Here is a 17961-nt window from a genome sequence, read left to right as displayed (position 1 = left end):
AGCAAGCGGTGCCGGCTCAGCCAAGCAGCGCAACGGAATTGGTGCCCGTCACACCGTGCGCCCCAATACCTCCCGCACCAGGTCCAGTTGGGTACCCGGATGAAGAAAGGCGAACCGACCCACCGTCTCGCCTTCCCATTTCGTCGGCGGGATGAACGCCACCTGGTCGTCGTGTAACCGCTGGGCCCAGGCGTCGTAGTCCTCCGGCTTCCAGCCCAACCGGCGGAACAGCACGACGCCGAGGTCGGGTTCGCGTATCAATTCCAACTGCGGGGCATCGTTGATCAGTTCGGCGGTCTGCCGGGCCAGCGATACCGCGACCTCGATGGCTTGCCGGTATGCATCAAGGCCGTAGACCGCCATCGAGAACCACAGCGGCAGGCCCCGCGCGCGCCGGGTCAGATGGTAGGCGTAATCCGAGGGATTCCACTCGCCGTCTCCCGGATGGATGACGTCGAGATAGGACGCGTCCTGGGTGTGGGTGGCCCGCGCCCATTCCGGTTCGCGGTAGAGCAGGGCGCAGCAGTCGAACGGAGTGAACAACCATTTGTGCGGGTCGAGGATGAACGAGTCGGCCTGCTCGAGGCCGGCGTACTTGGGCTTCAACGAGTGCGCGAAGATGCCGGCGCCGCCGTAGGCGCCGTCGACATGAAACCACCACCCGCGCTCCTGGGCCAGCGCGCCGATGCCCGCCAGGTCGTCGATGATGCCCGCGTTCGTGGTGCCTGACGTGCACACCACCGCGGCGATGTTGCTCGCGTCGACGGGGACGGCGTCGCTGACGGTGTCCGCGGTCAACCGGTGGTCCGGCGTCTCGACCACCAGCGCGTCCATCTCCAGCAGCCGCAGCGTGTTGGCGATCGATGAATGCGCATCGCTGCCGACCACCACGCGCAGCCTGCCGGTGGCTCCTCGCTTCTTGGCCGTCTCGCGCGCGACGGCCAGCGCGGACAGATTGCCCGCCGATCCGCCGGAGACGAAGCAGCCTCCGGAGGTGGTCGGCAGGCCCGCCTCATGCGCGATCACCCGCAGCACGCTGTTCTCCGCCGCGATGGCGCCGGAGGCCTCCAGCCACGAGATGCCTTGGATCGACGCGCAGGACACCAGCATGTCGAACAGCAGCGCGGCCTTGGTCGGGGCGGCGGGGATGAAACCGAGGAACCGCGGGCTGTCGGCCGAGATCACGCTCGGCGCGATCACCGATGTGTAGACGCCGAGCACCTCATCCGGTGGCCGCGGCTGATCGCGGATCACCCCGTCGAGCCGGTCGTAGAGTTCACCGGCGGGCAGCACTCCCTTGTCGAGCGGCACAGGGTTCATGCGCAGCCGGTTCTCGGCATACGCCAGCACACTGCGGACCATCTGCTCGGTGGTTTGGTCGACCTCGTGCATGGCCCGAAGTCTTCCACTCCACCCGCTATTTGTGCGGCACGTCGTTCGTCAGGCCGCCGTCCATCACGTACTCGGCTCCTGTCGAGTAGCGCGACTCGTCGCTGGCGAGGAACACGATGAACGTCGCGACCTCCTCGGGCTGGCCGGGACGTCCCAACGGAATCCGCAGCATGTTGTCCGGGAAGTGCTTGGTCATCGGAGTGCGGATGAAGCCGGGGTGCACCGAGTTCACCCGAATGTTGAACTGCCCGAGTTCAAGCGCCGCCGACTTGGTCAGGCCGCGCACCGCCCACTTGGACGCCACGTACGGATGCACCATGACGGCGCCGCGCAGGCCCTCGATCGAGGAGATGTTGATGATGGAGCCGCCGCCGTCCGCCTTCATCGCCTCGACGGAGGCTTGCATGCCCAGAAACGTCCCTGTCAGGTTGACGTCGATGACCTTCTGCCACTTGGCCATGTCGAACGAGCCGATCTGGCCGAGCGCCACCGTTCCGGCGTTGTTCACCAGCACGTTGAGCTTGCCGAAGTCGTTCACCGCGGTGGCGACGGCGGCCTCCCAGTCGTCGGCCTGCGTCACGTCGAGGTGGACATAACGCGCGGAGTCGCCGATCTCGTCGGCCAAGGCCTTGCCCTTGTCGTCGAGGATGTCCCCGATCACCACCTTGGCGCCCTCGGCGACCAGTGCCCTGGCATCCGCGGCCCCCATGCCCTGGGCCCCGCCGCTGATGAGTGCAACTTTTCCGTCCACGCGTCCCATGAGGGGCCAGGCTACCGTGCGGGCGTGCTACAAGTAGAACCTGTTCCAGTCTGGCGAGAGGAACCAGGATGGCGATCCGCGTCGCGCTCATCGGCACCGGCAATTGCGGAAGCCTCGCACTCAAGCAACTCGTGCGGGATGCGCGTTTCGAACTGACCGGAGTCTGGGTGTCCTCCGACGCCAAGGTCGGCCGAGACGCCGGTGAGCTGGCCGGGCTCGAGGTGACGACCGGTGTCACCGCGATCGGCGACCTCGACGAGATCATCGCGGCCAAGCCGGACTGCGTGGTGTATTGCGCGATGGGCGATACCCGACTGCCCGAAGCGATGGCCGACGTGCGCAAGATCCTCGCCGCGGGCATCGACGTCGTCGGGTCGGGACTGGGCGTGCTGCAGTACCCGTGGCAGGTGATTCCCGACAAGTACATCCAACGCATCGAAGACGCTGCGCGAGAAGGCAATTCGACGGTGTTCTTCACCGGTGTCGACCCGGGATTCGCGACCGACCTGCTGCCGTTCGCGCTGGCGGGAACGTGCCAGAGCATCGAGCAGGTGCGCACCATGGAGATTGCCGACTACGCCACCTACGACGGCGCGACCGTGATGTTCGAGGTGATGGGTTTCGGTAATGACATCGGAGACCTGCCGATGCTCTATCAGCCCGGTGTGCTCAGCATCGCGTGGGGCACGGCCATCCGCCAACTGGCCGCCGGCCTCGGCATCGAGGTGGACGAGATCAAGGACTCCGTCGAACAGGAGCCAGCCCCTGAGGACTTCGACGTCGCGGTGGGCACCATCAAGAAGGGCACGGTCGCCGCGGTCCGCTTCCAGATCGAGGGCGTGGTGGCTGGCAAACCGGCGATCGTCGTCGAACATGTCACCCGACTGCGTCCCGACCTGCGGCCGGACTGGGCCCAGCCCGCCCAGCCCGGCGGGTCGTACCGCGTCGAGATCACCGGCGAGCCGTCATACGTGATGGACATCTGCCCCACCAGCCGCAACGGCGACCACAACTACGCGGCCATCCTGGCGGCGGCCGGGCGGATCGTGAACGCCATCCCCGACGTGGTGGCCGCGGAGCCGGGCATCCGAACGACGCTCGATATGCCGCTGGCGACCGGGAAGGGTTTGTACACAGGCTAAGTAGGCTGGTGCGCGATGACCGTCCAGCCGCCGACAGCAGACCCGATCGCGGAGATCGGCGCGGCCCCACCCGGGCCGCAGGTCGGCGCGTTCTTCGACCTCGACGGCACGTTGGTGGACGGGTTCACCGCCACCGCCCACGCAAGCGACCGGATCAAGCGCAGGCAAGCGCGGATCGGCGAAGTGCTCGGGGTCATCGAGGCGTCGATGCGGTATCGATTGGGCAGGATGCGCTTCGAGCATCTGTTGACGCGGGCGGCCGGTTATCTGCGGGGCGAATCGCTGGTCGAACTCGACGAATTGGGCGAACGGCTGTTTGTCGAGCGCGTCGCAGCGCGCGTTTTCCCGACGATGCACGAGATCGTGCAGGCGCATCAGGCCCGCGGGCACACCGTGGTGCTCAGCTCGTCCGCATTGACCATCCACGCCGAACCGGTGGCCCGTTTCCTCGAGATCGGCCACGTCTTGTGCAATCACTTCGAGGTGGACGAGACCGGGCGGCTCACCGGGCGGATCGCCAAACCGGTGGTGTGGGGCCGCAACAAGGCGACCGCGGTCGCGCAGTTCTGCCAGACCAATGACGTTGAGCTGCAACGTAGTTACTTCTACGCCGACGGCGACGAGGATGCGGCGCTGATGAAGCTGGTGGGTCAGCCCCGCCCGGTGAACCCGCGGCCCGGTCTGGCCGCTGCGGCTGCCGAGCACGGATGGCCGGTGCTGCAGGTGACAGGCGCCGGCGGCCGCAGGCGCCGCTCCCTGCGTCGCCTGGTCGGATACGACTGAGCACCCCTAGTCCCCTAACCGCGCACCGCCGTCAATCCCCGAGGCTGCGTTGCCGAACGGCGGTGCACGCCCCGTTCCCGCAGCATGCTCGTGATTTCCAGAATGGCTTGCATCAGGCGGCCCGCCGGGCCGCCACCGCCTCAAGGAGACACAACATGAACATTTCCCGTCTTGGCGCCTTGACCGCCGCTGCAGCTATTGCGTTGGGAGCATTGGTTTCTGCAACCGCACCCATCGCGAACGCCGAGAAGATCAACGAGAAGACCATCAAGAGCGAATGCAAGTCCGCCGGTGGGACCTACACCTCGGTCGTGAAGCAGGGCACGCGGTTTTCGACGTGTGATTACAAGGACAACGAGGGCAACGGCTTCCGGGACTACTACGCCGACGGTTCGTACTACTCGACGCGGCCGCTGTAAGCCGCGGTCGGCTCGGGCAACGAAGATCCGAAGCCACAGCAGACGGGGTGCTTACTGGATCCGGTCCGGGCGCCTAAGCTAAACTAGAACACGTTTCAGTTTGGCGACCGCCCCACCGGAGGAGCAGGCATGCATACCCCCATCTGCGATGACTTGGGCATCGAATTTCCGATCTTCGCGTTCACTCACTGCCGGGACGTGGTCGTCGCCGTCAGCAAGGCCGGTGGGTTCGGCGTGCTCGGCGCGGTGGGCTTCACGCCCGAACAGCTCGAGATCGAGCTGAAGTGGATCGACGAGAACATCGCCGATCACCCGTACGGCGTGGACATCGTGATTCCGAACAAATACGAAGGCATGGATTCGGTCGACCTCTCCCCCGAGGTGCTCAAGAAGCAGCTCAACGCGCTGGTGCCGGAGGAGCACATCGAATTCGCCAAGAAGATTCTCGCCGACCACGGCGTGCCCGTTGAGCACAGCGACGACGACGCGCTGCAGTTGTTGGGCTGGACGGAGGCGACCGCGACACCTCAGGTGGAGGTGGCACTGCAGCACCCCAAGTGCACGCTGATCGCCAACGCGCTCGGCACGCCTCCCGCCGACATGATCGAGCACATCCATGACAGCGGCCGCAAGGTCGCGGCGCTCTGCGGTTCGCCGTCGCAGGCTCGCAAGCACGCCGACGCCGGCGTCGACATCATCATCGCCCAGGGCGGTGAAGCGGGCGGACACTGCGGCGACATCGGTTCCATCGTGTTGTGGCCGCAGGTCGTCAAGGAGGTCGCGCCGGTGCCCGTTCTTGCTGCGGGCGGCATCGGCAGCGGCCAGCAGATCGCCGCGGCGCTGGCGCTCGGCGCGCAGGGCGCATGGACCGGATCGCAGTGGGTGATGGTCGAGGAGTCCGAGCACACCGACGTGCAGCATGCCGCCTATGCGAAGGCCACCAGTAAGGACACCGTGCGCAGCCGGTCCTTCACCGGCAAGCCGGCGCGGATGCTGCGCAACGACTGGACCGAGGCCTGGGAAGACCCCAACAACCCGAAGCCGCTCGGGATGCCGCTGCAGTACATGGTGTCCGGGATGGCCGTCGCCGCCACGCACAAATATCCCAACGAAAGTGTCGACGTCGCGTTCAACCCGATCGGCCAGGTGGTGGGTCAGTTCACCAAGGTCGAGAAGTCCTCGGCGGTGATCGAGCGCTGGGTGCAGGAGTACCTGGAGGCGACCACCACGCTCAACGAGATCAACGAGGCCGCTTCCGTCTGATTCGCGGCTCGGCCGCTTCCGTCTGATTCGCGGCTCGGCCGCGGTCGTCTGATTCCCGGCGCACTGCGCCGGCTTGTGCTCACCGCGGCGTAGCAACGCGTCGAGAATGCGGCCAGATCGCGGTTCCGCGAAGATTCGCGATCTGTGAGCACTCTCGCGGACGGGTCTGGTGTCGCGCCCACGAGTTATGTAAGGTGACATACATAATCGGGTCGGATGAAGGGATGCACTGATGCCCACCCCCCGCGAGCGGATGGTGATCTCTGCCGCGCTGTTGATCCGGGAACGCGGCGCCCAACCCACCGCGATAGCCGATGTACTCGAACACAGCGGCGCGCCGCGCGGCTCGGCGTACCACTACTTTCCCGGCGGTCGTACTCAATTGCTATGTGAGGCAATCGATTATTCCGGCGATTACGTGGCAGCCAAGATCGCCGATGCCGCATCCGGACTCGACGCGCTCGACGGCCTCATCGGCTACTACCGCAAGCAACTGCTTCGGTCTGACTACCGGGCGGGTTGCCCAGTCGTCGCGGTGACGGTCGAGGCAGGCGATCCCGCCAACCAGGACCAAACGACACGGGTGATCGACCGCGCGGCGACCGCCTTCGCCCGGTGGAACGACCTCATCGCGCAGAGACTGACATCGGACGGCATCTCCGCCAAGCGTGCAGACGAACTCGCAATGCTCATCACCACCGCGATCGAGGGCGCGATCATCGTCGCCCGTGCCTCCCGCGATCCCAAACCCCTCGACCTTGTCCATGGCCAACTGCGCGACCTGATTTCGGCCGCGACATCGGAAAGGAAATCCCGTGAGCGGTGAATGGCAAGCCAGTGCGTGCATCCTGTGTGAGTGCAACTGTGGCATCGTCGTACAACTGGACGGCCGCAAGTTCGCCAAGATCCGTGGCGACAAAGCCCATCCGGCCTCGCAGGGCTACACCTGTAACAAGGCCCTTCGACTGGACCACTATCAGAACAACGGCAACAGGCTGACCGCCCCCATGCGCAGGCGACCCGACGGTAGCTACGAGGAAATCGACTGGGACATCGCAATATCCGAGATTGCGGCCGGATTCACGCGCATCGCAGACACCTACGGCGGCGACAAGATCTTCTACTACGGTGGCGGCGGACAGGGTAACCATCTCGGCGGCGCCTACAGCAGCGCTTTTCTCGCAACGCTCGGTTCGCATTATCGCTCCAACGCGCTGGCCCAGGAGAAGACCGGAGAAGCGTGGGTAGACGCGCACCTTTACGGCGGGCATACCCGCGGCGAATTCGAACACGCCGAGGTCTCGGTGTTCGTAGGCAAGAACCCGTGGATGTCGCAGAGTTTCCCGCGCGCCCGCACCGTGCTCAACGAGATTGCCAAGGATCCCGGTCGCGCGATGATCGTGATCGACCCCGTGATCACCGATACCGCGAAGATGGCCGACATCCACCTGCGGGTCCAACCGGGAACCGACGCGTGGTGCCTTGCGGCGCTGGCCGCCGTGCTCGAGCAGGAAAACCTCTGCGACGAGGCGTTTCTGGCCGAACATGTCAATGGCGTCGGCCCGGTGCGTGCCGCACTGCGCGACGTACCGATCGCCGACTACGCCGCGCGATGCGGTGTCGACGAGGAGTTGATCCGCGCCGCGGCACGGCGCATTGCGGGCGCCGAAAGCGTGGCGGTCTTCGAGGATCTCGGTATCCAGCAGGCGCCGAACAGCACGCTGTCCTCCTATCTGAACAAGCTGCTGTGGATACTGACCGGCAACTTTGCGAAACGCGGTGCGCAGCATCTGCATTCGTGGTTTGCTCCGTTGTTCCGGCACACCCGCGGCGTCGGCCGCACCCCGGTGACCGGCGCGCCGATCGTCGGCGGCCTGATACCGAGCAACGCGGTGCCGCAGGAGATCTTGACCGATCACCCCGACCGCTTCCGGGCGATGATCGTGGAAAGCAGTAATCCTGCACACTCCCTTGCTGATTCGACCGCGTGCCGCGAGGCGTTCGAATCACTCGAGCTGATGGTGGTCATCGATGTCGCGATGACCGAGACGGCCAGGTTGGCCACCTATGTGCTGCCCGCGGCGAGCCAGTACGAGAAATGCGAGGCGACGTTCTTCAATCTGGAGTTTCCGCACAACACGTTTCACCTTCGGCATCCACTGCTGAAGCCGCTAGGCGGCACGCTGCCCGAACCTGAAATCTGGGCGCGGCTGATGCGTGCACTCGACGTGATCGACGACGCGGAACTACAGCCCCTGCGGGATGCTGCCGAAAAGGGATTGGATGTGTACGCGCAGGCATTCTTCACGGCGGTGGCAGCCAATCCGACGTATAACAAGGTGCTTCCCTTCGTGTTGTACGAAACGCTCGGTCCGACACTGCCCGACGGGCTTGCCGGTGCTGCGGCACTGTGGGGTCTTTCGCAGAAGGCGGCGATGAGCTACCCCGACGCGGTTCAACGGGCAGGACATCCCGACGGCAACGCGCTGTTCGAGGCCATCCTCGCCGGCCGGTCCGGCGTGACCTTCACCGCGCACGAATACGACGACGACTGGCGACTGGTGACCCACGACGACCACAAGATCGCACTGCACATCAAAGAAATGCTCGACGAGATGCGCGGGTTGGCCGACGGCCCGGGCGCGTTCACGACGCCCGACTTCCCCATCGTGCTTTCCGCGGGCGAGCGGCGGGCATACACGGCCAACGACATCCTGCGCGACCCGTCATGGCGTAAACGCGATGCCGACGGCGCGCTGCGCGTCAGCGTGGAGGATGCGCAGATGCTCGGCCTCGCCGACGGAGGCCGGGCAAGGATCACCACCGCCGCGGGGAGCGCCGAGGCCAGCGTGGAGATCAGCGAAGCGATGCTGCCTGGCCACGCTTCTCTCCCAAACGGTTTCGGCGTTGACTACACCGATACCGACGGGCGGGCGACGATTCCCGGGGTCGCACCGAATTCGCTGACCTCTTCGGACTGGCGCGACGCGTTCGCCGGCACGCCGTGGCACAAGCACGTGCCGGCCCGCATCGAGGCTGTGATGGCCTCCGAACGTGAACTTATGCTCGAGAATTCGGCGAAATCGTCTGCATAGCCTCACGTTCGACGACTACGTCAACAGCTTCTGAGTCGCGCGTTCCAGCACCTGCGCTCGGCTCCGGCCGTCGTGGTCGGCGGCGATGAAGTGGCTGGCGATCGCGAGTGAGAAGGCAAGCATGCTACGGGCCTCGACATCGTCCTCGTCGTCGCTGAGGGTGCCGATCATGGCCCGTAGGTAGGCCATCCGGTGGTTGTCGACGCGACGCAGACGCTCGGCCACCGAGCGGTCGCGTCTGGCCCAGTCGCGCACCGCGAGATCGATCGGCAGCAGTTCGCGCGAGAAGGTCAGCATGCTTGCCTTGCGGACTTTGACCCGTGCGTCGCCGCCCTCGGTCTCTACCCGCTCGAGCACCTCATCGGTGCTCGCATGCTCCCACGCGTCGAGCAGCGCGTCGACGAACACCTCGCGGCTGGCGAAATGCCAGTAGAAGCCACCCCTGGTGACACCAAGGGTTTTCGCCAGCAGGTCCACCCGCACCGCATCCGGTCCGCCTGCCGCGAGCGCCCGCAAGCCGGCGTCGATCCACGTGCTGCGCGGAGTGCGCGTCTGGGCAACCATCACGCCTCACTCTCGACCGGGCTTGACGACGATCCGCCGCCAAGCATACAGTACTGTATGTTTGGTTCAGCACCGCTTGACACGGCCGAACACACCATGCGGCCGTGGCGAATTCACGCGATCGCCAGAGAATTCCGCGTTCTCGATGTTTGGCCGTTGCCGACCCCGGGAGGCCGAGACGACTTCCCTCGCCTGGTACGGCTGATGGCCACCCTCGATCCCGCCAACACCTCGGTGATGGTGCGCACGTTGTTCGCCGTCCGCTGGGCGCTGGGCCGACTGTTCGGCCTGGACGATCAGCCTTCCGGTCTCGGCGCAAGAGTACCCAGCCTGCGTGACCGGTTACCGGCCGAATTGGCTGATTTGCCAACCGGTTTCGACACGCATCCGTTCACGCCGCTCTACGTCACCGATGACGAGTTCGCGCTCGAGATCGCAAACCAAACCGTGCACGGCGTCATGCACATCGGCTGGGTACCTGACCAGACATGCGGCCATCGCGGCCAGTTGACAGTGTTGGTGAAGCCCAACGGCGCGCTCGGCACCGCGTACCTGGCGGCGATCTCGCCGTTCCGCCACTTCATCGTCTATCCGCTGATGCTGCGCGACATCGGGCGCGCTTGGCGGCAAGCGACCGCGGAGACCCGGCGATGATCACCGATGTGCGTCAGATCGACGTTCCCGCAACAGCGCGAGCACTCAGCACGCTGCCTCGCATCGACTACAGCGACGCGTTCCTGTTCAGCCACGGGTCACCGCCTGCCGAGACTGCAGAGGACGTGATGCGCGAGATACTCGAAGGTGCGCCACTGGCCGTCCGCACCCAATTGGTGTCCGGGTGGTCGGCCATCGGGTTGAAGGTGTCCAGCGGGTCGCAGGGTTCGGTGCTCGGCTGGGATGTCCGACGCTCGGAACCGGATCATGTGCTTCTCGGCGCCGACTCGCGCATCGGAATGCCCGGCGAACTGCTCCTCAAGAAAGAGCACGATGCATTGCTCTTTTCGACGTTTGTGGCGCAGCAGAACCTGATGGCCCGCGTGGTGTGGGCCGTCACGGAACCGGTGCACGTGCGCGTGGTTCGCGACCTACTCAGTCAAGCGGGTCAGCGGCTCCGCAGTTGAGTCACGGCGCGGGCGGCGCAGGAGGAGCCAGCCAGGGAACCAGCGGAGGCGGCGGTGCCGGCGCGGGCTCGGCGCCGGGGGCCGGCGGCGGGGTCGGGTTCACCGGCATGCCTGCAGGCGGCATGGGGTTGGCATTCATCGGTCGCTGCGTGAGAAGCAACAAAGCGTCGCGCCCGGTGATCTCCTGAGTCTGGTAGGCGTGCCAGAGGTCGCGCAGATAGGACCCACGGCCCTGGGTCGGATCCGGTGTATCAGTGGTGCCCGGCGGCAGGTTCTCGGGGCTGGAGAGATGCTGCGTGCCGTCCGGAGGTGTCGGCAGAGTACCCGCGGCCGCCTGCAACGTCGCGTCGGGCGCGGGCCCAGGAGTGGGAACCGCGGGGTCGGCGGGCGAAGGTGCAGGCGGTGGCGGAATCACTGGAGCCGGATCGGCGAGCGCCGTCGGCGCTCCCAGAGTGAGCGCCATTGAAAGCGCTCCTGACGCGACGGTGAGCGCCATCATCTCGCTGCTGATCCTCACCCGAGGCCCCCTTCCCGTTAGCGCGTTGCTGGTGCTACAGGGTGCTTCCGTTTGCCCGACAAAATTGTTACACCTGAGATAGCTGTGGCCAAGCGTTACCGGGATTTCCGGCTCCCGATAACACGTTCCACTCGGGATTTGACGTAACCGGCCGCACCGCCCCCCAGCTGTGGTGTAGCAATGCGATAGAGCACTAGACAACGTCACCGAGGAGTGCATTCATGGCGTCTCCGGACCTCCCGCCCGGCTTCGACTTCACCGACCCGGATATCTACGCCGAACGGCTGCCCATCGAGGAGTTGGCGCACATGCGCAAGGTGGCGCCGATCTGGTGGCAGAAGCAGGAGAAAGGCAACCTCGCATTCGGCGACGACGGCTATTGGGTGGTGACCAAGCACAAGGACGTCAAGGAGATCTCCCGCCGCAGCGACGTGTTCTCCAGCAACAAGAAGACCGCGCTGCCGCGCTACCGGGACGAGGCCGATCCCGCGTCGCTGGAGGGCGGCAAGGTCGTGCTGCTCAACCAGGACGCGCCGCACCACACCCATCTGCGCAAGATCGTCTCGCGCGCGTTCACCCCGCGGGCCATCGAGTCTCTGAGGGCGGAACTGCGTGAGCGGGCGCGCCGCATCGTCGAAGCCGCTGCCGCTCGGGGCTCGGGCGACTTCGTCGAGCAGGTGTCGTGCGAGCTGCCGCTGCAGGCGATCGCCGGCCTGATGGGGGTGCCGCAAGAAGACCGCAAGAAGCTGTTCGACTGGTCCAACCAGCTCGTCGGCGACCAGGACCCCGAGTACGCCAGAAACGACCCGACGGCGGCGTCCGTCGAGCTGATCATGTACGGCATGCAGATGGCCGCGGACCGCGGCAAGAATCCCGGCGATGACCTCGTGACCAAACTGGTTCAGGCCGACGTCGAAGGCCACAAGCTCACCGACGACGAGTTCGGCTTCTTCGTGATCCTGCTTGCGGTCGCAGGCAACGAGACCACCCGCAACTCCATCACCCAGGGCATGATGGCGTTCACCGAATTCCCGGACCAGTGGGAGCTTTTCAAGGCGCAACGGCCTGCAACGGCGGCCGACGAGATCGTCCGGTGGGCGACGCCGGTGACTTCGTTTCAACGTACCGCGCTCGAGGACACCGAGCTGTCTGGGGTGAAGATCAAGAAGGGCGACCGGGCGGTGATGTTCTACCGGTCTGCGAATTTCGACGAGGATGTCTTCGAGGACCCATACGAGTTCGACATCCTGCGAGACCCGAACCCGCATGTGGGTTTCGGCGGCACCGGTGCGCACTACTGCATCGGTGCCAACCTCGCGCGGATGACCATCGACTTGATCTTCAACGCGATCGCCGACGAAATGCCCGAGCTCACGCCGATCTCGGCGCCGGAGCGGCTACGGTCGGGCTGGCTCAACGGAATCAAGCACTGGCAGGTCGACTACACCGGGAAGAGTCGGGCCGCGAACTGACCGTCGGATAGTCGATGATCGAGCGCCAGTAGTCCTCGGGTATCTCCGCGCCCGAGCGCAATACAATCGCCAGGCCGGTGGCCATCGCGATGCCAAGGAGCCCGAGCCACAGACCGGCAAGGCCGATGATCACCCAGCACATCGCGGTCAGCATCGGCCACGGCGACAGCATCGCGAGCGCGGGCGCGAAGAAGAACCCGGCGCCGATGTACCACGCCGATCCCGCACGGTCCGAGATCAGCACGAATCGCAACCACTTGGCGATGTTCTGCTGGGTGTTCATGCCTCGACGGTCACTCGTACAGGTAAGCGGCGCAATTACCTGACAGGTAGTGGCTGGGCTGCGCGCGGTACGCGACACTGGGCGCGTGACCACCGTCGCCCAGAGTCCCCCGTTCGGCTCGTTGATGCGTCAATGGCGCCAGCGCCGCCGGCTGTCGCAACTCGATCTCGCCATCGAGGCGGATGTGTCGGCCCGGCACGTCAGTTTCATCGAAACGGGCCGCTCGGCGCCCAGCCGCGAGATGGTGCTGCGGCTGGCCGACGTGCTCGAGGTGCCGCCGCGCGAGCAGAACCAGCTGCTGATGGCGGCGGGGTTGGCGCCGGTCTACCGGGAACGGCCGCTGGACGATCCGGACATGGCCGCGGTGCGAGATGGTGTTGAGCGAGTCCTCAACGCCTACAACCCTTTTCCCTGTGTCGTGGTGGACAGGGCCTGGCAGATCGTGCATGCGAACGCGGGCGCCGCCGTGCTGCTCGACGGCGTGGCGCCGCACCTGTTGGAGCGGCCGAACGCGTTGCGCATCGCGGTGCATCCCGACGGCATGGCGCCGCGCATCCGCAATCTCGGCCAGTGGCGTCATCACCTGATCGACCGGTTGCGGCGCGAAGCCGCGGTCAGCGGTTCGGCCGAGCTGACCGCACTGCTTGCCGAGATCGAGTCCTACCCAGGGGGTTTGGCCGAAACCCGTGAGCTGGGTGGGGTCGCGGTGCCACTGGAGTTGTACGCCCGCGACGGGCGGGTGCTGACGTTCCTGAGCACGGTCACGACCTTCGGCACCGCGCTGGACCTGACCGCCGCCGAGTTGAGCATCGAGGCGTTCCTTCCCGCGGACGAAATGACCGCCGCGGCGTTACGCGGGTAATAGAGTCAGGCGACATGCAGACCCGACACATGATGGTGGCCGCGGCGGTGCTGATGCTGGGGCTCGCCGGCTGCGGTGGACAGGCACCTGCCCTCGGCGGCACCACCGCGAAGGTGACTATTGACGGCAGGGACACCGGAAATCCGCACCCGGTGCGGTGTTCCCAGACCGGATGGGCGTGGACCATCGAAACCCCGGAGAAGGGCAAGGGTTTCACCGCGGTGCTCAATACCGGAGACAAGGTCAGCGTCAAGTCCGTCGACTTCCGCGACTTCGGAGGCTTCTCGGGAACCCACTGGGACAACATCGGCGAGGCCGAGGTGACGGGCGTTGGCGGTAAGTACACGATCACCGGTTCCGCGGACGGCAACTTCGCCGACAAGCCGGGCAAGGAAGTGACCGCGACTTTCAGGATCGAAGCCTCCTGCTGAGCACGTCGAGCGCGGCGGTGCACCATTCGATGTTGGTCTGCTCGTACATCCGCCCGCCCATCAACGTCAGATAGGGGCCGATCCGGTCGGAGTCGATTTCGAAAGCATCGGCGTCGCGGCCGTCGAGCATGTCGGCCAGCAACCGCTCGTAGCGGGCCAGCTTCGCCCGTGCCCGGTCCAGTCGCACCATCAGTTCCTTGCTGACCGAGTGCATGTCCCCCACGTCGACGGCTTGAAGCTTGACCAACAACTCGTCGCGCATGGCCGCGGGCTTGGCGGGCGTGCCCGCGAAGCGGTCCAGTTCCGCCAGGCCTGCATCGGTCGGGGTGAACACCCGCTTGTCGGGTCTTCGCTGCTGGCGCACCAGTCGCGCTGCCACGAGCCCCTCGGCTTCCAGTCGGTCTAATTCGCGGTACAGCTGTTGCGGTGTCGCCGACCAGAAGTTGGCGACAGAGACGTCGAGACGCTTCGCGAGCTGATAGCCCGACGCCTCGCCTTCCAGCAGCGCGGCCAACACCGCGTGGCGCAATGCCATCTGGACAGTCCTCCGGCCAGGGATTAGCGTCGTTCGCACCTATTCAACTAATTGAGTATAGAGGTGGTCAAGCGATGCACCCATTCCGCCGCGCGATCGAAGCGCGCGATCTCGACTTCGCCGTCGCCCTGATGCGCGATGACGTCCTTTTCCGCAGCCCCGCCGTGTTCAAGCCGTATCAGGGCCCCGAGGCCGTGCGCCGACTGCTCGAAGCCGTGATGGCGGTGTTCGAGGACTTCCGATACGTCCGCGAGATCGGAGCCGAGGACGCGAGAGACCACGCCCTGGTCTTCGAGACGCGGGTCGGCGACAAGCAGATCGAGGGCTGCGATTTCATCCAGCTCGACGACGATGGTGCGATCAGCGAGCTCATGGTCATGGTTCGGCCGATGTCGGGCATACTGGCGCTCGCCGAGGCGATGAAGGTGCAGCTCTCGCGCACGTAACTGGTAAGACCACTTGACCTCTGGCCTGTCGGCCTGGCACGCTGGCGGCATGGCCCTGCAACCGGTGAACCGCCGCTCGGTGCCCGAGGACGTCTTCGAGCAGATCGTCACCGAGGTACTGAACGGCGGAATGCAACCCGGCGAGGCACTGCCGAGCGAGCGCAGGCTCGCCGAGGTGCTCGGAGTGTCGCGACCCGCGGTGCGCGAGGCGTTGAAACGGTTGACCGCCGCCGGCCTGGTGGAAGTGCGCCAAGGCGACGCGACCACCGTGCGGGATTTCCGCAGGCATGCCGGACTCGACCTGCTCCCCCGACTGCTGATCCGAGCAGGTGAACTCGACCTATCGGTCGTGCGCAGCATCCTGGAGACCCGACTTCACAACGGGCCCAAGGTCGCCGAATTGGCGGCCGCGCGACGACGTCAGGACCTGGCGGCGTCGTTCGACGAGGTCCTGCAGAAATTGGCCGACGAGGAAGATCCCGTCGAGCGGCAGCGACACGCGCTGACGTTCTGGGACCACATCGTCGATGGGGCGGACTCGATTGCGTTCCGGCTGATGTACAACACCCTGCGCGCCACCTATGAGCCTGCACTCGCCGCACTGGCCACCGTGATGGCCGACGAAGTGGGCAGGCCCGAGGCCTACCGCGAACTCGCCGACGCCATCACCGCCGGTGATCCGCAGCGTGCGAGCAAAGCCGCCCAAGACCTGCTCGAGCCCGCGACCACCGCGCTGCTCAGCGTCATCGACCACCTGGAGGAGCAACGATGACCACCTCGGCCGACCGGCCTACCCGCAGAGGTTTCGCCCTTGCCGACGCCGGCCGCGAATTCTGGAAACACCCGTCCCCCTGGATGATTGGCGTGGTGTTCGTCGCGGCGCTGTCTGCGCGCATTCTGGTCGGCGACTGGCAGCTCACCGACGCGGTGGTACCGCTTGTGATGGTCGCGCTGTTTCCCTTCTTCGAATGGCTCATTCACGTGTTCATCCTGCATTGGCGGCCGAAGCGGCTGGGCAGTCTGACCGTGGACCCGCTGCTGTCCCGCGAACACCGGGCGCACCACATGGATCCACGCAACGTGCCGTTGATCTTCATCCCGTGGAAATCGCTTGTGTCGTGGGTGCTCCCGCTCACCGTTGCCGTCGCGCTGCTGGCGTTCCCGCGCCTCGGCATGGGCCTAACATATCTGGTGTTCATCGCCGCGATGGGGTTGGCCTACGAGTGGACCCACTATCTCATCCACAGCGACTACAAGCCGAAAACCCGTGTCTATCGGGCGGTCTGGCGCAATCACCGCAATCACCACTACAAGAACGAGCACTACTGGTTCACGGTGACCAGTTCCGGCACCGCCGACCGGGTGCTCGGCACGTATCCCGATCTTGCCACCGTCGCGACGTCACCGACCGCGAAGAACCTGCACGCCGACGTCGCGTAGCTGCTACTGGATGATGATCGGGTCGCCGATGCTGACGTTGTTGTAGTACCAAGCGGCATTGTCGGGACTCAGGTTGATGCAGCCGTGGCTGACGTTTGAATTGCCCTGAGACCCCACCGACCATGGCGCGGAATGCACATAGACCCCACCCCATGTGACCCGCACGGCATTGGCGACCGTGAGCCGATATCCCTCGGGATCGCTGAGCGGAATGCCGATGGTTCGCGAATCCATGATGACGCTCGACTGCTTTTCCAGCGCGGTGAACGATCCCGTCGGCGTGGGGTGCTTGGGCTTGCCCATCGAAGCGGGCATCGTGCGCGCAACTACGCCGTCGATGCTGACAGTGAAGGTGTGCGCATTGATATCTGCCACGGCCGTCGTCGCTGCGGCGGTATCGAACGACGTCTTCGCGCCTCCCGCTGTCACGATTATGTTCGAGTGAGCGGGCCAAAACCCCTTCGGATTCCATTGCACGACACGATCATTGAGCCAGGTGAACGATCCAGCCGGCATCGCCGGGGAGGTGAAGGAGATTGTGCGTTCGGCAGCTGGGCGGTCCGCGATCGACTGCGCGAACGTCACAGTCACAGGCATCGCCACTCCGACCTTCTGGCCCGGCTCGGGAGTAATGCTGACGACGTCGGTCGGTGTGGTGACGCTGGCCGCACTGGTGGTGACGGACCCCGCGGTTGCTAACACTGCAATGCCCACCACGACAAGCAATTTACGAACGGCTCTACGCAATTTTCACATTCCTCCGTGATGGGCTGTCAGCAAGCTTTCATCCTAGTTGGCCACCGACGGCTCACCGGGTACCCGCAAGTTAGAGCGCTTACGCATGTCGCGTCATCGCGCAGTGGCTACGCGGTTGATGCCCAGCAGGATGTACCCGAGCACAAGTGCACCGCAGGCGAGCACACACACGTTCACCACCACCGACGCGGCACCGATGCTGCCGGGATCGAGGAAGTAGTACGGCGCGCGGCGGCCCACGTGGTTGAGCACAAGTAGCGCGAGGGCCAGATATGCCGCCGGATAGGCCAACCACACCATCGGCTGCCACCACCGGACATGCGCCTGATCCCGGCCGACCAGGAGCCAATCGGTCAGTGCCAGCACCGGAACGACGACGTGCAACAGCAGGTTGGCGGGCGTGTAGCCCATGCTGTATTCGGTCAGGAACAGATTCCAGATCACGCCGGCGATCAGCACGTAGAGCACCACGGCGCCACGGATGCCCACTCTGGCGTCCGCGCGAGGCCAGGCCAGTGACCACAGGTAGTAGCCGGCGGCGAGCACGTTGGCCTGATAGGTGAACGTGCTGAGCCGCCACAGCAGACCGGACCGAGTCGACGTCGCCACCACGATCAGGGCAAGTGCAACCGCGAACACGATCGCGACGCGCAGCGTCACCCGAAGCACTGGCACCTCTG

At 65.5% G+C, this 17961-nt stretch carries 22 protein-coding genes; 14 read left to right on the top strand and 8 right to left on the bottom strand.

The annotated features are described in order from the left end of the window. Positions 1-48 precede the first annotated feature (48 nt). A complete protein-coding gene (locus ACGFK1_RS19460) occupies positions 49-1392 on the bottom strand; it encodes a pyridoxal phosphate-dependent decarboxylase family protein (RefSeq protein WP_393432651.1) in 1344 nt (447 codons plus the stop codon). A gap of 25 nt (positions 1393-1417) precedes the next feature. After that, entirely contained in the window at positions 1418-2152 is a 735-nt protein-coding gene (locus tag ACGFK1_RS19455) for a glucose 1-dehydrogenase (RefSeq protein WP_393432648.1), read from the bottom strand. A gap of 68 nt (positions 2153-2220) precedes the next feature. Here ACGFK1_RS19455 and ACGFK1_RS19450 point away from each other — a divergent pair, with 68 nt between their 5' ends. From ACGFK1_RS19450 to ACGFK1_RS19425, 6 genes are all read left to right on the top strand, one after another. Next, positions 2221-3294, top strand: coding sequence for a diacylglycerol kinase (locus ACGFK1_RS19450; protein WP_393432645.1), 1074 nt, complete (start codon positions 2221-2223; stop codon positions 3292-3294). Between the two features lie 15 nt (positions 3295-3309). Then, complete coding sequence (locus tag ACGFK1_RS19445) at positions 3310-4077, top strand: HAD family hydrolase (protein WP_393432642.1); 768 nt, start codon at positions 3310-3312, stop codon at positions 4075-4077. 155 nt (positions 4078-4232) lie between these two features. Beyond that, positions 4233-4496 (top strand): hypothetical protein, encoded by a 264-nt coding sequence (locus tag ACGFK1_RS19440; RefSeq protein WP_393432639.1) that lies wholly within the window; start codon positions 4233-4235, stop codon positions 4494-4496. Between the two features lie 129 nt (positions 4497-4625). Continuing rightward, complete coding sequence (locus ACGFK1_RS19435; RefSeq protein ID WP_393432637.1) at positions 4626-5759, top strand: nitronate monooxygenase; 1134 nt, start codon at positions 4626-4628, stop codon at positions 5757-5759. 232 nt (positions 5760-5991) lie between these two features. Then, positions 5992-6585 carry a TetR/AcrR family transcriptional regulator gene (locus ACGFK1_RS19430; protein WP_393432634.1) on the top strand — a complete coding sequence of 198 codons (594 nt, stop codon included), beginning with the start codon at positions 5992-5994 and terminating at the stop codon, positions 6583-6585. Next, entirely contained in the window at positions 6575-8854 is a 2280-nt protein-coding gene (locus tag ACGFK1_RS19425; RefSeq protein ID WP_393432631.1) for a molybdopterin-dependent oxidoreductase, read from the top strand. The genes ACGFK1_RS19430 and ACGFK1_RS19425 overlap by 11 nt, the downstream gene beginning before the upstream one ends. Before the next feature lie 15 nt (positions 8855-8869). Here ACGFK1_RS19425 and ACGFK1_RS19420 read toward each other — a convergent pair whose 3' ends face one another. Then, a complete protein-coding gene (locus tag ACGFK1_RS19420; protein WP_393432628.1) occupies positions 8870-9418 on the bottom strand; it encodes a TetR/AcrR family transcriptional regulator in 549 nt (182 codons plus the stop codon). Between the two features lie 57 nt (positions 9419-9475). On the opposite strand from ACGFK1_RS19420, the gene ACGFK1_RS19415 reads away from it, so the two are divergent. Both ACGFK1_RS19415 and ACGFK1_RS19410 read left to right on the top strand, forming a co-directional pair. Beyond that, on the top strand, positions 9476-10072 hold the full coding sequence (locus ACGFK1_RS19415; protein WP_393432625.1) for a DUF2867 domain-containing protein: 597 nt from the start codon (positions 9476-9478) through the stop codon (positions 10070-10072). Then, entirely contained in the window at positions 10069-10539 is a 471-nt protein-coding gene (locus ACGFK1_RS19410; protein ID WP_393432622.1) for a hypothetical protein, read from the top strand. Before ACGFK1_RS19415 ends, ACGFK1_RS19410 begins: the two co-directional genes overlap by 4 nt. 1 nt (position 10540) lies before the next feature. Here the strand turns inward: ACGFK1_RS19410 and ACGFK1_RS19405 are convergent, their stop codons facing one another. Next, entirely contained in the window at positions 10541-11056 is a 516-nt protein-coding gene (locus ACGFK1_RS19405) for a hypothetical protein (protein WP_393432619.1), read from the bottom strand. A 221-nt stretch (positions 11057-11277) separates the two neighbouring features. On the opposite strand from ACGFK1_RS19405, the gene ACGFK1_RS19400 reads away from it, so the two are divergent. Continuing rightward, positions 11278-12528, top strand: a complete 1251-nt coding sequence (locus ACGFK1_RS19400) for a cytochrome P450 (RefSeq protein ID WP_393432615.1) — start codon at positions 11278-11280, stop codon at positions 12526-12528. Here the strand turns inward: ACGFK1_RS19400 and ACGFK1_RS19395 are convergent. Then, complete coding sequence (locus ACGFK1_RS19395) at positions 12479-12811, bottom strand: hypothetical protein (protein WP_393432612.1); 333 nt, start codon at positions 12809-12811, stop codon at positions 12479-12481. The genes ACGFK1_RS19400 and ACGFK1_RS19395 overlap by 50 nt on opposite strands. A gap of 85 nt (positions 12812-12896) precedes the next feature. Here ACGFK1_RS19395 and ACGFK1_RS19390 point away from each other — a divergent pair, with 85 nt between their 5' ends. Both ACGFK1_RS19390 and ACGFK1_RS19385 read left to right on the top strand, forming a co-directional pair. After that, positions 12897-13673 carry a helix-turn-helix domain-containing protein gene (locus tag ACGFK1_RS19390; protein ID WP_393432609.1) on the top strand — a complete coding sequence of 259 codons (777 nt, stop codon included), beginning with the start codon at positions 12897-12899 and terminating at the stop codon, positions 13671-13673. A 14-nt stretch (positions 13674-13687) separates the two neighbouring features. Further along, the gene (locus ACGFK1_RS19385) at positions 13688-14104 is read left to right on the top strand and encodes a lipoprotein LpqH (RefSeq protein ID WP_393432606.1); all 417 of its coding nucleotides are present in this window, start codon (positions 13688-13690) and stop codon (positions 14102-14104) included. Here the strand turns inward: ACGFK1_RS19385 and ACGFK1_RS19380 are convergent. Next, a complete protein-coding gene (locus ACGFK1_RS19380) occupies positions 14082-14639 on the bottom strand; it encodes a PadR family transcriptional regulator (protein WP_393432603.1) in 558 nt (185 codons plus the stop codon). The genes ACGFK1_RS19385 and ACGFK1_RS19380 overlap by 23 nt on opposite strands. Positions 14640-14713: 74 nt before the next feature. Here ACGFK1_RS19380 and ACGFK1_RS19375 point away from each other — a divergent pair, with 74 nt between their 5' ends. The 3 genes from ACGFK1_RS19375 to ACGFK1_RS19365 are packed head-to-tail and all read left to right on the top strand — an operon-like array spanning position 14714 to position 16525. After that, entirely contained in the window at positions 14714-15085 is a 372-nt protein-coding gene (locus ACGFK1_RS19375; protein ID WP_393432600.1) for a nuclear transport factor 2 family protein, read from the top strand. 49 nt (positions 15086-15134) lie between these two features. Beyond that, a complete protein-coding gene (locus ACGFK1_RS19370; RefSeq protein ID WP_393432597.1) occupies positions 15135-15857 on the top strand; it encodes a FadR/GntR family transcriptional regulator in 723 nt (240 codons plus the stop codon). After that, complete coding sequence (locus ACGFK1_RS19365; protein ID WP_393432594.1) at positions 15854-16525, top strand: sterol desaturase family protein; 672 nt, start codon at positions 15854-15856, stop codon at positions 16523-16525. The genes ACGFK1_RS19370 and ACGFK1_RS19365 overlap by 4 nt, the downstream gene beginning before the upstream one ends. Before the next feature lie 3 nt (positions 16526-16528). On the opposite strand, the gene ACGFK1_RS19360 is transcribed toward ACGFK1_RS19365, so the two are convergent. Both ACGFK1_RS19360 and ACGFK1_RS19355 read right to left on the bottom strand, forming a co-directional pair. Further along, positions 16529-17272: a L,D-transpeptidase family protein gene (locus ACGFK1_RS19360; protein WP_393432591.1), complete on the bottom strand. Its 744-nt coding sequence runs from the start codon at positions 17270-17272 to the stop codon at positions 16529-16531. A gap of 102 nt (positions 17273-17374) precedes the next feature. After that, on the bottom strand, positions 17375-17956 hold the full coding sequence (locus tag ACGFK1_RS19355; protein WP_393432588.1) for a Pr6Pr family membrane protein: 582 nt from the start codon (positions 17954-17956) through the stop codon (positions 17375-17377). Positions 17957-17961 lie beyond the last annotated feature (5 nt).

This window comes from Mycobacterium sp. NPDC048908 (genome assembly GCF_043197955.1).
Classification (GTDB): Bacteria; Actinomycetota; Actinomycetes; order Mycobacteriales; family Mycobacteriaceae; genus Mycobacterium.
Note: the sequence above shows the minus strand (reverse complement) of the source record. Positions and strands in the feature narration are given on the sequence as shown.

Excerpts from the sequence above, each read along its gene's own strand:
- ACGFK1_RS19460 (WP_393432651.1), bottom strand. The coding sequence starts at position 1,392 with ATGCACGAGGTCGACCAAACCACCGAGCAGATGGTCCGCAGTGTGCTG.
- ACGFK1_RS19455 (WP_393432648.1), bottom strand. The coding sequence starts at position 2,152 with ATGGGACGCGTGGACGGAAAAGTTGCACTCATCAGCGGCGGGGCCCAG.
- ACGFK1_RS19450 (WP_393432645.1), top strand. The coding sequence starts at position 2,221 with ATGGCGATCCGCGTCGCGCTCATCGGCACCGGCAATTGCGGAAGCCTC.
- ACGFK1_RS19445 (WP_393432642.1), top strand. The coding sequence starts at position 3,310 with ATGACCGTCCAGCCGCCGACAGCAGACCCGATCGCGGAGATCGGCGCG.
- ACGFK1_RS19440 (WP_393432639.1), top strand. The coding sequence starts at position 4,233 with ATGAACATTTCCCGTCTTGGCGCCTTGACCGCCGCTGCAGCTATTGCG.
- ACGFK1_RS19435 (WP_393432637.1), top strand. The coding sequence starts at position 4,626 with ATGCATACCCCCATCTGCGATGACTTGGGCATCGAATTTCCGATCTTC.
- ACGFK1_RS19430 (WP_393432634.1), top strand. The coding sequence starts at position 5,992 with ATGCCCACCCCCCGCGAGCGGATGGTGATCTCTGCCGCGCTGTTGATC.
- ACGFK1_RS19420 (WP_393432628.1), bottom strand. The coding sequence starts at position 9,418 with ATGGTTGCCCAGACGCGCACTCCGCGCAGCACGTGGATCGACGCCGGC.
- ACGFK1_RS19415 (WP_393432625.1), top strand. The coding sequence starts at position 9,476 with ATGTTTGGTTCAGCACCGCTTGACACGGCCGAACACACCATGCGGCCG.
- ACGFK1_RS19410 (WP_393432622.1), top strand. The coding sequence starts at position 10,069 with ATGATCACCGATGTGCGTCAGATCGACGTTCCCGCAACAGCGCGAGCA.
- ACGFK1_RS19400 (WP_393432615.1), top strand. The coding sequence starts at position 11,278 with ATGGCGTCTCCGGACCTCCCGCCCGGCTTCGACTTCACCGACCCGGAT.
- ACGFK1_RS19395 (WP_393432612.1), bottom strand. The coding sequence starts at position 12,811 with ATGAACACCCAGCAGAACATCGCCAAGTGGTTGCGATTCGTGCTGATC.
- ACGFK1_RS19385 (WP_393432606.1), top strand. The coding sequence starts at position 13,688 with ATGCAGACCCGACACATGATGGTGGCCGCGGCGGTGCTGATGCTGGGG.
- ACGFK1_RS19380 (WP_393432603.1), bottom strand. The coding sequence starts at position 14,639 with ATGGCATTGCGCCACGCGGTGTTGGCCGCGCTGCTGGAAGGCGAGGCG.
- ACGFK1_RS19375 (WP_393432600.1), top strand. The coding sequence starts at position 14,714 with ATGCACCCATTCCGCCGCGCGATCGAAGCGCGCGATCTCGACTTCGCC.
- ACGFK1_RS19370 (WP_393432597.1), top strand. The coding sequence starts at position 15,135 with ATGGCCCTGCAACCGGTGAACCGCCGCTCGGTGCCCGAGGACGTCTTC.
- ACGFK1_RS19365 (WP_393432594.1), top strand. The coding sequence starts at position 15,854 with ATGACCACCTCGGCCGACCGGCCTACCCGCAGAGGTTTCGCCCTTGCC.